Below are 14,505 nucleotides of genomic sequence, written 5' to 3'. Positions count from 1 at the left end.
CCCGCAAACAACGTCTTAGGAAGGATACTCATCCATGAGCACGATCATGAGTGACTACCATAACCCGCCGCCATGTCAGATTGGGCAAGCAGCTGTAAAGAAGGGTCAGACGCTCCGCAGAACGTCTGTAGTCGTTGTTTATAACAGTGCGAGGCTCAGACCAGGCCAATAGGTAATAATCAGCACACAGGCGAGCAGAATAAAGAAGAACGGGATGGTGGCGCGATACAGAGTCATAACCGGTTTATTAAAGCGGAAGCTGGCAATAAACAGATTCATCCCCACTGGCGGCGTAAAGTAGCCGAGCTGCATATTGGCGAGGAACAGAATGCCCAGATGAATCGGGTGGATGCCGTACTCAACGGCAATCGGCAGGATGATCGGAATCATAATGACGATGGCTGAGAAGATATCGAGCATCATGCCCAGAATCAGCAGGAAGATGGTCAGCAGCAGCAGGAAAGTGAAAGCATCACTGACGTGTTGCTGAATAAAACCAAAAATCTGCTCCGGTACACCAGCATCAATCATGTAGTTGGTGGATGCCATCGAAACCGCCAGAATCAGCAGAATAGCACCGACCAGTTTCATCGAGTCGCGCATCACCTGTGGCAGCTGGGTAAAGCCGATTTCACGGCGGATAACCACGCTGACGATGAGCACATAAAACGCCGTCAGGGCGGCAGCTTCCGACACCGCAAAGAAGCCGCTGTAAATCCCGCCAAGCACGACAAATGGCAGTGGAATTTCCCAGGCGCTGTCTTTGATAGCCGCCCAGGCTTCGGCTTTGTCGAAGGGACGGGTTTCTTTATGGATACCGCGTGATTGCCACGCACTGTACAGCGACAGAGCAAACAACATCAGCAGACCGGGCAGTAAACCGGCGAGGAACAGGTCATCAATGCTGACCGGAGTTTCCAGCGCCATCTGTTGCGCGACCACACCGTAAAGAATCAGCGGCAGAGACGGCGCAAATAACAGGCCGAGGCTGCCGGAGGTGGTGACCAAACCAAGGTTGAACGATTCTTTGTAGCCCGCTTTCTGCAGGGCCGGCACCAGCAGCGCGCCGAGCGCAACAATGGTGACACCGGACGCGCCGGTAAAGGCGGTAAACAGCGCACAGGCGGCCAGCGCAACAATGGCCAGGCCACCGGGCATCCAGCCGAGGAAGGCATCGGTAATGCGCACAAGACGCTGTGGCGCCTTACTTTCGCCCAGCATATAGCCGGCAAAGGTAAATAGTGGAATGGCAATCAGTACCGGCATTTCAGCAATCTGGTAAATGCTGATGGCCATGGTTTGCAGATCCACATCGGTCTGCCAGAAGCCCCACATCGCACTGGCGGCAATTACGGTGAACAACGGCGCTCCGGCTAACGCCAACAGCAACAATAACAGTGGAACCAGAATGCTCATGCGCTGGCCTCCTGCGGTTTACCCAGCAGCTCGCTGATGCCTTGCAGGGCAAAACGCAGGCCCATCAGGGCGAAGCTGAGCGGAATCACCAGTTGCAGCGGCCAGGCAGGGACGCGCCCGAAAGCAACGTCGCCGAACTCAAAAGCAAAACGCACAAAGGCCTGAGCATGCCAGGCGATCACCAGACAGATAAATGCGGCAAAGGCCGAGGTCAGAACGGCCAGCCAGCGTTTGGTCTGCGGGCCGGCGAGGCGGTTGATCAGATCGATGGCAATGTGTTCGCGTGAGCGGGTTGCCAGCAGCGCACCCAGCAGGCCCAGCCACAGCACCATCACACGCAGCAGTGGCTGCACCCAAACAACGCCACCACCAAATAAGGTGCGGGCGAGAATATCGAAGCCGGCGAGTACAATCATCACCAGCAGTAACAGCACCAGCACACCGTCTTCGATGCGATGCAGGGTATGCAGCCATTTTTTCATTACTGGGCAGCCGCCTGACGTTTGTTTTCCAGGGTCTGCTTCAGCTGATTGTACAGTTCGGCAGGGTAGACCGATTTTTCACGCAGTGTATCAATGCTGTCCTTAGCCATCTTGCGCCAGGCAACTTTGTCTTCTTCGCTCAGCTCAACAAACTGCATGCCGTTGTTGATGAGTGCTTCGCGCGCGCCTTTTTCGTCTTTTTCGTTCTGTACGTCCATTGCGCGGAATGTGGCGGCCATCACGCGTTTCACAACAGCCTGATCAGCGGCGTCGATTTTGCTGAAGGCGCGTTCGTCAACGACCAGCATGCCGAAGATAAAGGCTAGAGGGAAATCCGTGGCGTAGCTCAGTTTGGTGTGCCACTGCATGGCAATGGCTGAGGTGGCATTAACGGCAACGGTGTCAATCAGGCCGGTCTGCAGGCTGGTATAAACATCGGATACCGGCAGCGATATCGGCTCAACCTGGCCGTTCTCGAACGTGGTCTGGCTGATCATATCGCCTTCCGGTACCCAGACTTTCTGGCTGCGGGCATCGACGGAGGTTTTGATTGGCTGGTTGGACATCAGGTAGGCGAAACCTCCCTCCGACAGCCCCAGCAGTACATAGCCTTTTTCCTGCAGAGCTGCGGCAATGTAGTGATCGTATTCGGCGCGTACGGCACGCACTTCATCCAGATTACGAAAGGTAAATGGCAGGCTGTAGATCTGCGTCACGTTGGTGATGTGAGCCATGGCACCGGTCGATACGGCACCGCCCTGCAACTGACGAATCTGCATTTTACGCAGTACGCTTTTGTCGCTGCCCTGCACGCCACCGGGGAAGTATTTGATTTTTACCCGGCTATCGGTTTCGGTTTTGATGTCGTCAGCGGCCTGGCGCATCAGCTTCATCCAGTTGGTGCCATCAGGAACCAGGGTAGCAATTTTCAGGGTGGTGGCTGCCTGAGCAAGCGGACTCAGCAAGCTCAGGGTCAGCGCCAGGGCGGTGATCAGTTTCATAGGATCTCACTCAAAATAGTCTGGGGATTCGGCTAACAGAACGGCTGCCTGACGCTGGGCCAGGCGGTTAATCAGGGTAAGCCCCTCGCTGTGTGGATCGGCGTCCAGAGCTTCCTGTAATAAGCGGTCGTGCAATGCCTGTTCAAACATCAGGCGGGCGTATTGTTTGGCATACAGCACTTTGGCCATCAGGTTTTCGCCCTGGGTCATGCTGATGGCGCGTTCGAAATATTCCCGCCCCAGTTCCGGCTTACCGCCCAGTGACGGCGGTAACTGGGTTTCCAGCACGCCGAGGTACACCTGCACGGTGGCGTGGTCATATCCCGGGTCCTGGGTGGCTACCCATTGCATCAGGATTTTGACCTTGCCGAGCTGAGCGATGGCATTCCAGTCATCGCTGTTGGCCTGAATCCAGCCGGCCCAGGCGGCGGCCATGGCGTAGAACACGGCGATATCGTCGGCATCGTAATCTTCCTGCAGGCCGGGCAGGATCTGATCCTGCGGGCCATCGATTAAGATACAGGCATCTTCATCGTATTCGCATAACGCCCGGCGGGCATAACCGATGGCTTTATCGGCCATGCGCTTGGCCTGGTCCGGATCCTGCGCAAAAACGCCGGCATAAGCGCCGTACAGGCGTGAGCCGGCGAGCAGGAAATCTTCGTTATCGGGATAGGTAAGAATTAAGGCATCGAGGAGTAACAGGTAGGCCGGGGCACCGGCGGCGACGATGGCAGGATCATCCTGATTCATCATCGAGCGCGACAGGTTGCCGGGCAGGTTGCTCACTGAACAGGCACTGAGCAACCCGAATAACATAAGACTGACAATCGTTTTCATACCGCTTCAGAACCAGAGCGCTGCTTTATGGAGCGCGGATTGTACACTGGTTATCCTTGCGGTTTCATTACCTGCTCAGGCCATCGGCCTGAGACGCGTCAGCCAAGCTTCTCAAGCGCCTGATATTCCGCCGGTGCGCCGACGACAAAGTCGATACCAATGGAACGCAGAATTTCCCAGACGTTATTGTTCGCGCTGTATTCGGCAATGGTTTTCTTGGCCATAAAGTGTGTGATTTCCTGAATGGATTTCACCAGCGCGTAGTCGGCGGAACTGGTGTGAAGCCCGTCGATAAAGCTGTGGTCGATCTTAACGTAGTCCACCGGCAGGGCTTTGAGGTATTCAAAGGACGACTGACCGGTACCGAAATCGGACAGCACAAACTGGCAGCCGAGGCTGCGCATTTCATGCATAAAGTCGGCGGCATCTTCCAGATTGCGGATGGCCGATGTCTCGTTCAGCTCAAAACAGAGTTTCTTCACCGGAACATCTTTTTCCCGTGCTTGCTCAAAAATGTAGGCCAGCAGGCTTTCATCGTTGATGGCGTGGCCCGACAGGCGCAGTACAAAGCGGTTGATGCTTTGCGCAGCGGTGGGGTGGTCATGCATCCATTGCACTAACTGCTCCAGTGTCCAGCGATCCAGCATATACATGCGATTGTAGTTTTCGGCGGCCTGCAGATATTCCATCGGCGGAATCTGAGCGCCATTTTTATCCTGGATACTGATGATGATTTCATACTGGCGCGTACCTTTATGCCGCTCCTGGATTGCGGTAATCGGCACGCACAGCACCTGCAGCTGATTGTTGGCCAGTGCCTGATTGAGCTTATTGCCCCAGGCCATAAATTCATCGTGGCGCAGGCGGCCGGCATCATCGAACTCGTACTGAACGATGCGTGAACCGCCTTTTTCTTTCGCGATTAAACAGGCGGATTCGGCTTGCTCAACCAGATCTGAAGCGTCGGTGATATCGGCATTCATGGCCGCCAGTCCGACGCTGATATGAATATGGAAGCTGTCCTCAGCGCTGCTGATGGCCGCGCCTTCAATGGTTTTCTTCAGCAGTTTGGCACTGGCTTCGGCTTGTTCCATGTCGGCATGATTCAGTAACACGGCAAATTCATTACTGCCGATGCGCGCGCACAAAGCATCGTGACACTGGTCTTCCAGCATGATTGCCACCGCCTGCAGGCAGGCATCGCCGCCATCCACGCCATAGTTTTTATTGATCAATTTGAATTGGTCAATATCGATCATCGCGAGGGTACAGGGCGCCGGGTTGCGCAGACTGGCCTGGAAGCGCTCCTGCAGTTGGCGCAGGAAGTGCTGACGATTGGTCAGGCCGGTCAGGGCATCGATGTTGGCCTGCTCGGAAAGGTCGCGGTAGATCTGTTGTACCAGTTTATCGACGCCCTGATCGACGGCCGATTCATCCTGTTCGTACATCCGTTTAACCCGGCCTTCGTCAAAGGCCCGGGCCAGTTCGGCCAGGGTAAAGTCGATGACCTTCATGCCGCTGTGATTCACACAGGCAAACTTGGAGGCGTCCTGAGCGATCCAGACCACGGAAGCAGACTGATCCTGTTCGACCAGCAACAACCAGTCACCCACCTGCAGATTCATGGCGCGGCGCATGCCACGACCTTCCGGCACCACTTCGGCGGGTTTGGCGACGAAGGTTGGCAGATCGATGGCTTCGCGAATTTCACCCTGATTCAGATGGCTTTCCGCCGCGGCCATGATTTCGTCATACCAGCGCTGATGCTCCGGCAGACTGCCGTTCAGGCGGTCCAGCTCCGCGCGGGCGAGCTCCATCATTGGCTGAAAACGCTGCAATAACTCACGTCGTCCGCTGTTGTCCGGATTAAACAGCGCCAATACCTGACGATAGAGCTTTACCGCACCTTTGAAGCGTTTGCTGTCCGGGCCTTCGCGCAGCAACAGCAGGGACAGCATTTGTTGCCAGCCCTGTTGCAGCCACTCGACCACACAGGAAGGCAGGGTTCTGTCAGAGCTGTCTTTGCCGACCAGGTGTTCGATCTGGCGGCGGACTTTCTGCAGCTTATGCTCACCTTCGGCGGCCTGAGCCACACGCTCAGCGTTCTGCTTGGCTTTGCGTTCTGCGCCCGTGACCAGTCCCTGCAGGCTCTCGAGCAGTTCGTCGAGTGAGTTCTCATCGGTGCTGATGTTATGCACGACCGGGTCGATCATGCCCTGCAGGCGACTGGCGACCTGAGCTTCACCGCTGGTGGTCAGTTGTCCCAGCTTGGCCAGCTGATTCAGAACCTGACGACCGGGGTGGTCGGGGTTGAACAGCAGGCTGGCATCTTTCAGCATCAGCTGCAGCAAAGGCCAGCCCAGACGCTCAATGAACGGTTTAATGAAGTCGGCTACCTGATCGCTGGACAGCAGGTGTTGGGTGACGTGTTCCAGTGTATCGATGGCATCGCGGGATTCTGCAGGCAGGCTGACGTCTTTTTCCGCCAGAACTTTCTCCACATGCTCACGCACATGACCCTGAGCCAGACTCTGTTGCTGGGCAACGTGGCTGACGACATCACTGATCAGCTCCGGCTCGGCGGCGGGCAGGGTGTCCTGAGCGAGGGTTGCTTGTTCGAAGCGCTGGTAGCGCAGTTGCAGTAAATTCTGAATATTGGAGTAGGCCTGGCGCGCCTCTTCCTGGTGACGCTGAAAGTTCTGCAGGGTTTGTTCGTTGTAGTGCGCCGGTTGAGCGTTGCGCATCGCGGTGCTGGCATGATGGTTGGTGCCTGTCTGTGAGCCATTACCCGCAGGCATCGTATTGCCGGAGGCGTCGTTGTTGCCATTAGCGCCGCCGTTAGTCTGATTATAACCGTTACGGCTGTCCTGCTTTTCCGCCGCGGGTTTGCGGTAACGGAAGGTGAGCGGGATATCGATCTGTTTGACCAGGTTCTGATACGTGGTCTGCAGATTGCCGCCAGCGATTTGCTCAAAGGTTTCAAAGGCCAGTGCACGTGCTTCCTGCGGCAATTGCAGTTTTTCCAGACTGTCACGGAAGGCTTCGGTAATGGTGCCGGGCCCTATCGGGTTGAAGCAGTTTTCAATGCTGGCGTCGGACAGTGTGTCGAGCAGCTGGCGCAGTTCAAACGTCATGTGTGCCAGACGTGACTGCAGATGCGATGAGGTAACCTTGGCCAGCAGCCAATCTTCAAATTCAGCCTGTTGTACCAGCGACAGGCGCATATCGCCGCTGGCCTGCTGATTCTCGGCGACATATTCCGGTTTGCCTTCAAACCACAATTCGAGCTGGCGCATCAGATTCTGGCTGAAACGCTGATGCAGTGCTGCGGCTTTTTCTTTGGATTGTTTTTCCAGACGCAGCCATTGTTGCTGCTCGGCGGTGTTGCGCGCCATATTGGCTTTGGTGAACGTGCCTTCAAGAAATTCCGGCAGCCAGAGTTTAGGCAGGCGGTCGATCAGTGAATTGGCTTCCTGACGGAACAGCTCGAGATATTTTTTGCGCTGTTCAGGGTTGATCTTTTTTACGTTGCGATGGTTCTGATTAAATTCCTGCAGACGCAGAAACAGACGATCATCGGCTTTATGCAGATGCACACCGGCGTGCTGCTCGTTGCAGAACACCCATTCTACTTTGACATCGATTTTTTGTGTATCAAGCGCCAGCTCCAGCGTCAGGATGCCAGCGCTATTCTCTGGCTTACCGTGAGGCCAAAGCAGATGCATTCCGCTTTGCGAATAATCCAGTACCTGACAATCAAGCGCTGTGCCATCGGTCAATAATAAGCGGGCGTTAACGTAGGTGGAAAAGCGTGGGTGTTCTCTCAGTTCGACAGCCATAAGTCATCCGTTAATGCGGTGTAACCCTTGCTACACGCGGTTTTGGAGCCCGGACTGTGAGTATAGTCCGCTCTCTGATCCCTTCCCGTACTGTGCTGCAGTTTCGTACTCGCCTTGTGCCGGGCACGCACACACCGTTCACTGTCGCCGGTGCGGCAGGGGAGTGGTGTTTTTTGGCAATTGGCAGGAAACGCGAATATATCTATAAGCGTATATTCTTATCTAAAACGCCTGCCGCGCCTACTGTTATTACGGCCAAAGTGTAAGGCGCGGCGGCGGATGTTCACTTATTTGTCCATATTGCTGCTGTTTTCTGCCCGTGCCTGTTTCAGTTTGCGGTACAGCGTGCGTTCGCTGATGCCGAGCTTGTAGGCCAGGTTGGCATTGTCACCGACATGCCGCGCTGCAAGTTGAGTCAGGTAGGCATTTTCGAGTTGGTCCAGCGGCATGATCTCAGGCAAACCATCGTGAGCAATGAATGCGGATGGCGTGTGATTGGCGTGTGCTCCCTGATGCTGACTGAACTGATGCAGATCCAGGTGCAGGTGTTCGGGTTCGATCTGCGAGCCGTCACACAGCAGAATGGCGCGCTCGATGCGATTACGCAGTTCGCGGATATTACCGGGGAACGGCTGCAGAATAAGCCAGTCGCAGGCGTCTTCGGATAATTGCAGTACGCGATGCTGGCTGAGTTGCTGCAGCAGGTGAGTGGCGAGTGGAATAATGTCTTCCGGCCGTTCTCGCAGAGAGGGCAGCAGCACCGGGAACGGACTGATGCGGTAGTACAGATCCTGGCGGAAGGTACCGGCGGCAACCAGATCTCCGAGTTGCCGGTGAGTGGCGCAGATCAGGCGGAAATCAGCTTGTTTGGGGGTAATGCTGCCAACCGGACGATAGCTGCCGGATTCAATCAGGCGCAGCAGCTTAACCTGCATTGGCATGGGAATATCACCAATTTCATCGAGAAACAGCGTGCCGCCCCGGGCCGCTTCGATCAATCCCGGTTTGCGGTGAGTGGCGCCGGTAAAGGCGCCTTTTTCGTGGCCGAACAGCTCGCTTTCAAACAGGCTTTCCGTCAATCCTGAGCATTCTACGGTAACAAAAGGGTTGTTTCGTCGCGGGCTGTGGCCGTGCAGATATTGTGCGGCCAGTTCTTTGCCGGTGCCGGACTCGCCCAGCAACAGGACGCTGATATCGCTGGCCGCCGCGCGGCTGAGTAATTCCAGCATCTGTGTATAAGCCGGACTGTAACCGACCATTTGCTGCTCGAATGGACAATCCCCGTGTTGTACCGGGTTCATGATCTCGACGAAGAAACGGATCTCGCCCTCTTCGTCGCGTATCGGGCTGATCTCAACATCCACGTGCTCGCGCCCGCGGGCAGTATTATGAATATGCAGAATGCGCTGGCGCTGGCCGCTTTCAAAGCACTGGCGCAGCGGGCAGGTTTCTCCGGCCTGATCGCAGGGGACTTTATAGCCATGGGACACTTCGTAACAGTGACGCCCGACGACCTGGTCATTATCACTGCCGGCAAAGGTATGACGATAGGCTTCATTGGCGGCGCAGATTTCATAATCAGGACTGAGCAGGACAGCCGGTGCAGCGATCGCCTCCAGCAGTGAGGCAATGGCAGGCAAAGAACGATAATGCGGATGACTGAACATAGTATGACGTCTGTGACATAGCGTCTGACAAATCTGGCAGTGTGTCAGGGGTTTGTAAAGCATAACCTGCGGATTATTGTCTGCCGACGGCCATTATATGGCTTTGTCCGGGTTGGCCTGCTCTTTGCTCTGTTCTGTGCCGCCAGGCATAAAGCGTCCATCGTCATCGCCCTGCGACAAAGCATCGCAGTGTTGTCATTGCAATATTGCTCTATGCTGATGCTGTTATTTAGCCGCCGCCTTTTCCTGTGCTGCGGGTTCGCTTTGGTGGATTGTACGCGCTGCCCGGCGACAAATGAGTACCTCATGCAAGAGAGTGTTTATGGCAAAAAAATCCCTGTTTTCTGTGCCTCTGGTGCGTGAGCTGATGGTCGTACTGGTGATCAAGCTGATGCTGATCTTTGCCATCAAAATTATCTGGTTTTCTGAACCTGTGGACATGACCAATCCGCAGGATGCTGTTTCGCAACAATTTGGTTTTTCAACTACTACCCCCTCGCAATCGGAGGATCAGCAATGATCAGTGAGAGTCTCGTCGATTTATCGCGGCTGCAGTTTGCTATCACCGCGCTTTATCACTTTTTGTTCGTGCCATTAACGCTGGGACTGTCGTTTATCCTGGCGATTATGGAGTCTGCCTATGTCATGACCGGTAAGCAGGTCTATCAGGATATGGTCAAGTTCTGGGGCAAGTTGTTCGGTATTAACTTCGCGCTGGGCGTTACTACCGGCCTGACCATGGAATTTCAGTTCGGTACTAACTGGGCTTATTACTCACACTATGTGGGGGATATTTTCGGTGCACCGCTGGCGATTGAAGGACTGATGGCTTTCTTCCTTGAGTCGACGTTTATCGGTCTGTTCTTTTTTGGCTGGGACCGCCTGACCCGTGTGCAGCATTTAATGGTGACCTGGCTGGTGGCCATTGGCTCTAACATGTCGGCACTGTGGATTCTGATTGCTAACGGCTGGATGCAAAACCCGGTGGGTGCAGAATTTAATTATGAAACCATGCGCATGGAAATGACCAATTTCGCCGAGGTGATTTTTAACCCGGTCGCGCAGGTTAAGTTTGTTCATACCGTATCAGCCGGCTACGTTACCGGTGCCATGTTCGTGCTGGCTATTTCTGCTTATTACATGCTGAAAAAACGCGACCTGCCGTTTGCCCGCCGCTCGTTTGCCATTGCTGCAAGCTTTGGTTTTGCCTCGATTATCAGCGTTATTATTCTGGGTGATGAATCGGGTTATGAAATTGGCGATGTACAGAAAACCAAACTGGCGGCGATAGAAGCAGAATGGCATACCCAGGAGCCACCGGCAGATTTCACTCTGATTGGCTTCCCGAATCAGGAAACCATGGAAACCGATTACGCAGTTAAAATTCCTGGCGCTCTGGGGTTAATTGCTACCCGTTCAGTGGATGAAGAAATCGTTGGTATTAAAGATCTTCTGAAAGAACACGAGCTGCGTATTCGTCGTGGTATTGAAGCTTATGCCTTGCTGGAAAAAATGCGTCGTGGTGATAAATCAGATCCGACCATCGCCGCTTTTGATGCATTAAAAGACGATCTTGGTTATGGCCTGTTGTTGAAGAAATACACCAACAACGTGGTCGATGCGACCGAAGAACAAATTAAGCAGGCCGCACAGGATACCATTCCGAAAGTGGCGCCGATGTTCTGGGCATTCCGTTTGATGGTCGGCCTTGGCTTCCTGATGTTTATCCTGATTTCGCTGTCGTTCTATTACAGCACGCAACATAACGTAGAAACCAAAACCTGGTTGTTAAAGGCGCTGATTATTTCTCTGCCAGCGCCCTGGATTGCCTGTGAAGTCGGTTGGTTTGTTGCAGAATTTGGCCGTCAGCCATGGTCGATTGCCGAAGTGTTACCAACGCATTTATCGGTATCAACCCGTTCGGTAGAAGATCTGTACATGAGTCTGGCTGGTTTTATTGGTCTGTATACGCTGCTGTTGATTGTCGAGATGTACCTGATGATCCGCTTTTCACGCATGGGGCCATCCAGTCTGCATACCGGCCGCTATCACTTTGAACAGAATCATGGCGGAGGCGCGGCCATTGCCCAGCCTCAGCAAGCCGTAAAAGATCAGGCATAAGGAGCAGAGCATGGATTACGAAACCCTGAAGTTAACATGGTGGGTACTGATCGGCGTGCTGCTGATCGGCTTTGCCGTGACCGACGGCTTTGATATGGGCGTTGGTGCCTTACTGCGCGTCATCGGTAAAACCGACAGTGAGCGCCGCGTGATGCTGAACACCATTGGTCCGCACTGGGATGGTAACCAGGTGTGGTTTATTACCGCCGGTGGTGCCCTGTTTGCGGCCTGGCCGGTGGTGTATGCGGTGGCGTTTTCGGGCTTTTACTGGGCGTTGCTGCTGGTGTTATTCGCCATGTTTTTCCGTCCGGTTGGATTTGAATACCGCTCGAAAATGGAAGATCCGCGCTGGCGCAGTGCCTGGGACTGGGGTCTGACCATCGGTGGTGCCGTACCGGCGTTGGTATTTGGTGTGGCCTTCGGTAATTTATTCCTCGGTGTGCCGTTTACCCTGGATGAGTTTATGCGCTCCACTTATACCGGTTCGTTCTGGGCGCTGCTGAATCCGTTTGCGCTGGTGGCCGGTCTGGTGAGTCTGGGGATGCTGGCCATGCATGGTGCAACCTATCTGCAGATGCGAACCGACGGTGACCTGCATGAACGGGCGCGGAAAATTTCCGTTCTGCTGGCGATTATCGTAGCCGTGCTGTTTGCTCTGGCGGGTGTGTGGATTTATGTGGGTATTGATGGTCTGGTGATTACCAGCACGATTAATACCGCTGCAGCAATGACACCGCTGGATAAAACCGTAGACGTTGCCGCCGGCGGCTGGCTGGAAAATTATTCGCGCTATCCGGTCATGATCAGCGCGCCGGTTGTCGCTTTCGCCGGACTGTTAATTACTGTGCTGATGTCCGCGGCTAACCGTGGCGCGCTGGCCTTTATCGGCAGCTCGTTGGCGGTAACCGGTATTATCTGTACCGCCGGTTTCAGTTTGTTCCCGTTTATTATGCCGTCGAGCCTTAATCCGGCGTACAGCCTGACCGTTTGGGATGTGGTGTCCAGTCATAAAACCCTCGGCATTATGTTCTGGGTGGCGATGATTTTTGTGCCCATTATTCTGCTGTATACCACCTGGGGTTATTACAAAATGCGCGGACGTTTAACCACCGCCTTTATCGAAGACAATAAATACAGCACTTACTGATACAGAATGAGTGGCCGCAGCGCGGCCACAAAGGAGATTATTTATGTGGTATTTCGCCTGGATTTTAGGGGTGTTGCTGGCCTGTTCCTTTGGTCTGATTAACGCCATGTGGCTGGAAATGAATGAAAATTTTGATCGCGACGCGGATCTGAAAGAGTAAGTCATGAACGCACCGGTGGATTATAAAACTTACGGCCCGCTGTATGCGGGCTGGGCGCGGGCGCTGTCATTACTGGCGGCGCTGGGCTTATCGGGATTATTGCTGGCGGTGCCGCATGTGGTGGCCAGTGAAACCATGAATATTGATCATGGCCTGCTGTCTCTGTGTTTATGGGGGATCAGTGCCGGTTTTGTGCATGGTGTGGGCTATGTACCGGAAATGAAAATCTGGCGGCTGCTGTTCAGCCCTTATGTTGGCTGGCCACTGATGCTGGTCTGTGGCTGGTGGTGGATTGCCTGACAGCTGTCAGTACTAATACATTCCTGTATGCTTATTCGGAAATGCGAAAGGAGAACTGACATGGCATTAAGCAAAGACGATTTATTGGCTGAAGCACGCACCGCTGTTAATCCGGTGGATGCCGCCGCCGCTGAAGCATTGTTGGCACAAGGCGCGGTGGTGCTGGATGTGCGTGAACCGGCGGAGTTCGATATGGGCCACTTGCCCGGTGCGGTTAATGTACCGCGTGGCGTACTGGAATTTCGCGTGGGTGATCACCCGGCATTAACCAACCCGCAGGCCGATATTCTGCTCTACTGCAAAAATGGCGGACGCAGCACGCTGGCGGCTTATACGTTGAAGCGTATGGGCTTTGAACAGGTCAAAATGCTGGTGGGCGGCTTTGACGGCTGGAGCGGCACAGTACACAAAGTTGAAGTTGACCCAAGCGTGTATCGCTGAGGAGTTGCTATGGAAATGTTAAAACGCAGTCTGGTGCTCACTGCCATGCTCAGTCTGACGCCGTTGGCGTTGGCTCAAAACACGCCTGCGACAAACGAAGCACAACTGACGCAGGAAGCGCGGATGCAGACCAAAGCCTTTGCTCAGGCGCTGCAGAAAACCCTGAAACAGGGGATTCAGTCGAGTGGCCCGGATGCAGCGATTCATTTGTGCAATACCGAAGCCCCGGTCATTGCCGCCGGGCTGAGCCAGAATGGCTGGCAGGTGGCGCGCACCTCAACAAAAATCCGTAACCCGGACAATGTTGCCGACGCCTGGGAACAGCAAACGCTGGAAGATTTTGCACAGCGGCTGCAGGCCGGTGAAGACCCGATGAGCATCGAAGCCACGACCCTTGCGGATGGCGAATTTCGCTATATGAAAGCCATTCCGACCGCACCGCTGTGCCTGACGTGTCACGGCGCGCAGCTGGCACCATCGGTAACCGCCAAGCTGGACGAGTTGTATCCTGCCGATCAGGCGCGCGGATTTAACGTGGGTGATCTGCGCGGCGCTTTCACATTACGTAAAACACTGGAGCAATAACGTGTCAGAACACCGGATTGATATTCGCTGGGAAAAACAGGGTGAGTTTTCCCATGAGGGGTTTGAACGCCGCCACAATATTCAGTTTTTACCGCAGGTCAGTCTGGCTGCTGGCGGCGCGGGTAATGATTTTGGCGCGGACCCCGAACAGATGCTGGCGGCGGCGATGGCCAGCTGTCATATGCAGACCTTTCTCGCCTTAGCGGCTAAAAAGCGCCTGCAGGTATTGTCGTATGAAGATTCGGCGGTGGCAGAAATGGCACAGCGCGAAGATGGTAAATTCTGGGTGTCGTGTATCCGCCTGAATCCGAAAGCGGTATTCGGCGGCGATAAGCAACCGGATGAGGCGGCGGTGCTGGCGATGCATGATAAAGCGCATCAGCATTGTTTTATTGCCAATTCCACCACCAGCGACGTTCAGGTTAATCCGCAGTTCTGAATACGGATGGTAAGGCGCCGGTTTTTCCTTGCCGGATGATCTGCGTCGCGTTTTAGCGTTAAGATTC

The 14,505-nt window shown here is 54.5% G+C and carries 14 protein-coding genes; 8 read left to right on the top strand and 6 right to left on the bottom strand.

Translation table 11 applies throughout. The features are described from left to right. Positions 1–138 precede the first annotated feature (138 nt). The 6 genes from NYR02_RS13480 to NYR02_RS13455 form a co-directional block, all read right to left on the bottom strand. The gene (locus tag NYR02_RS13480; RefSeq protein ID WP_260976886.1) at positions 139–1,416 is read right to left on the bottom strand and encodes a TRAP transporter large permease; all 1,278 of its coding nucleotides are present in this window, start codon (positions 1,414–1,416) and stop codon (positions 139–141) included. Continuing rightward, positions 1,413–1,898, bottom strand: a complete 486-nt coding sequence (locus NYR02_RS13475) for a TRAP transporter small permease (RefSeq protein ID WP_260976885.1) — start codon at positions 1,896–1,898, stop codon at positions 1,413–1,415. Before NYR02_RS13475 ends, NYR02_RS13480 begins: the two co-directional genes overlap by 4 nt. Next, positions 1,898–2,899, bottom strand: coding sequence for a TRAP transporter substrate-binding protein (locus tag NYR02_RS13470; protein WP_260976884.1), 1,002 nt, complete (start codon positions 2,897–2,899; stop codon positions 1,898–1,900). The genes NYR02_RS13475 and NYR02_RS13470 overlap by 1 nt, the downstream gene beginning before the upstream one ends. Positions 2,900–2,905: 6 nt before the next feature. Beyond that, complete coding sequence (locus tag NYR02_RS13465) at positions 2,906–3,739, bottom strand: TRAP transporter TatT component family protein (protein WP_260976883.1); 834 nt, start codon at positions 3,737–3,739, stop codon at positions 2,906–2,908. A 98-nt stretch (positions 3,740–3,837) separates the two neighbouring features. Then, positions 3,838–7,578 carry a DUF1631 family protein gene (locus NYR02_RS13460; RefSeq protein WP_260976882.1) on the bottom strand — a complete coding sequence of 1,247 codons (3,741 nt, stop codon included), beginning with the start codon at positions 7,576–7,578 and terminating at the stop codon, positions 3,838–3,840. Positions 7,579–7,865: 287 nt separating this feature from the next. Next, complete coding sequence (locus NYR02_RS13455; RefSeq protein ID WP_260976881.1) at positions 7,866–9,245, bottom strand: sigma-54 interaction domain-containing protein; 1,380 nt, start codon at positions 9,243–9,245, stop codon at positions 7,866–7,868. A gap of 322 nt (positions 9,246–9,567) precedes the next feature. Here NYR02_RS13455 and cydP point away from each other — a divergent pair, with 322 nt between their 5' ends. The 8 genes from cydP to NYR02_RS13415 are packed head-to-tail and all read left to right on the top strand — an operon-like array spanning position 9,568 to position 14,438. Further along, the gene (gene cydP / locus NYR02_RS13450) at positions 9,568–9,765 is read left to right on the top strand and encodes a cytochrome oxidase putative small subunit CydP (RefSeq protein WP_260976880.1); all 198 of its coding nucleotides are present in this window, start codon (positions 9,568–9,570) and stop codon (positions 9,763–9,765) included. Continuing rightward, the gene (locus tag NYR02_RS13445; protein WP_260976879.1) at positions 9,762–11,366 is read left to right on the top strand and encodes a cytochrome ubiquinol oxidase subunit I; all 1,605 of its coding nucleotides are present in this window, start codon (positions 9,762–9,764) and stop codon (positions 11,364–11,366) included. Before cydP ends, NYR02_RS13445 begins: the two co-directional genes overlap by 4 nt. Positions 11,367–11,376: 10 nt before the next feature. Beyond that, on the top strand, positions 11,377–12,513 hold the full coding sequence (cydB, locus tag NYR02_RS13440) for a cytochrome d ubiquinol oxidase subunit II (RefSeq protein ID WP_260976878.1): 1,137 nt from the start codon (positions 11,377–11,379) through the stop codon (positions 12,511–12,513). A gap of 43 nt (positions 12,514–12,556) precedes the next feature. Beyond that, positions 12,557–12,673 (top strand): cytochrome bd-I oxidase subunit CydX, encoded by a 117-nt coding sequence (cydX, locus tag NYR02_RS13435; protein ID WP_145466689.1) that lies wholly within the window; start codon positions 12,557–12,559, stop codon positions 12,671–12,673. Positions 12,674–12,676: 3 nt separating this feature from the next. Beyond that, complete coding sequence (locus NYR02_RS13430) at positions 12,677–12,973, top strand: cyd operon YbgE family protein (RefSeq protein ID WP_260976877.1); 297 nt, start codon at positions 12,677–12,679, stop codon at positions 12,971–12,973. 60 nt (positions 12,974–13,033) lie between these two features. Continuing rightward, positions 13,034–13,414 (top strand): rhodanese-like domain-containing protein, encoded by a 381-nt coding sequence (locus NYR02_RS13425; RefSeq protein WP_260976876.1) that lies wholly within the window; start codon positions 13,034–13,036, stop codon positions 13,412–13,414. A gap of 9 nt (positions 13,415–13,423) precedes the next feature. Next, positions 13,424–13,999 (top strand): Tll0287-like domain-containing protein, encoded by a 576-nt coding sequence (locus tag NYR02_RS13420; protein WP_260976875.1) that lies wholly within the window; start codon positions 13,424–13,426, stop codon positions 13,997–13,999. Between the two features lies 1 nt (position 14,000). Continuing rightward, on the top strand, positions 14,001–14,438 hold the full coding sequence (locus NYR02_RS13415) for an OsmC family protein (protein WP_260976874.1): 438 nt from the start codon (positions 14,001–14,003) through the stop codon (positions 14,436–14,438). Positions 14,439–14,505 lie beyond the last annotated feature (67 nt).

The sequence above is a fragment of the Thalassolituus pacificus genome (genome assembly GCF_025318105.1).
GTDB lineage: Bacteria > Pseudomonadota > Gammaproteobacteria > Pseudomonadales > Oceanobacteraceae > Venatoribacter > Venatoribacter pacificus.
The sequence above is the reverse complement of the archived record's forward strand: the minus strand, read 5'-3'. Positions and strand labels throughout refer to the sequence as shown.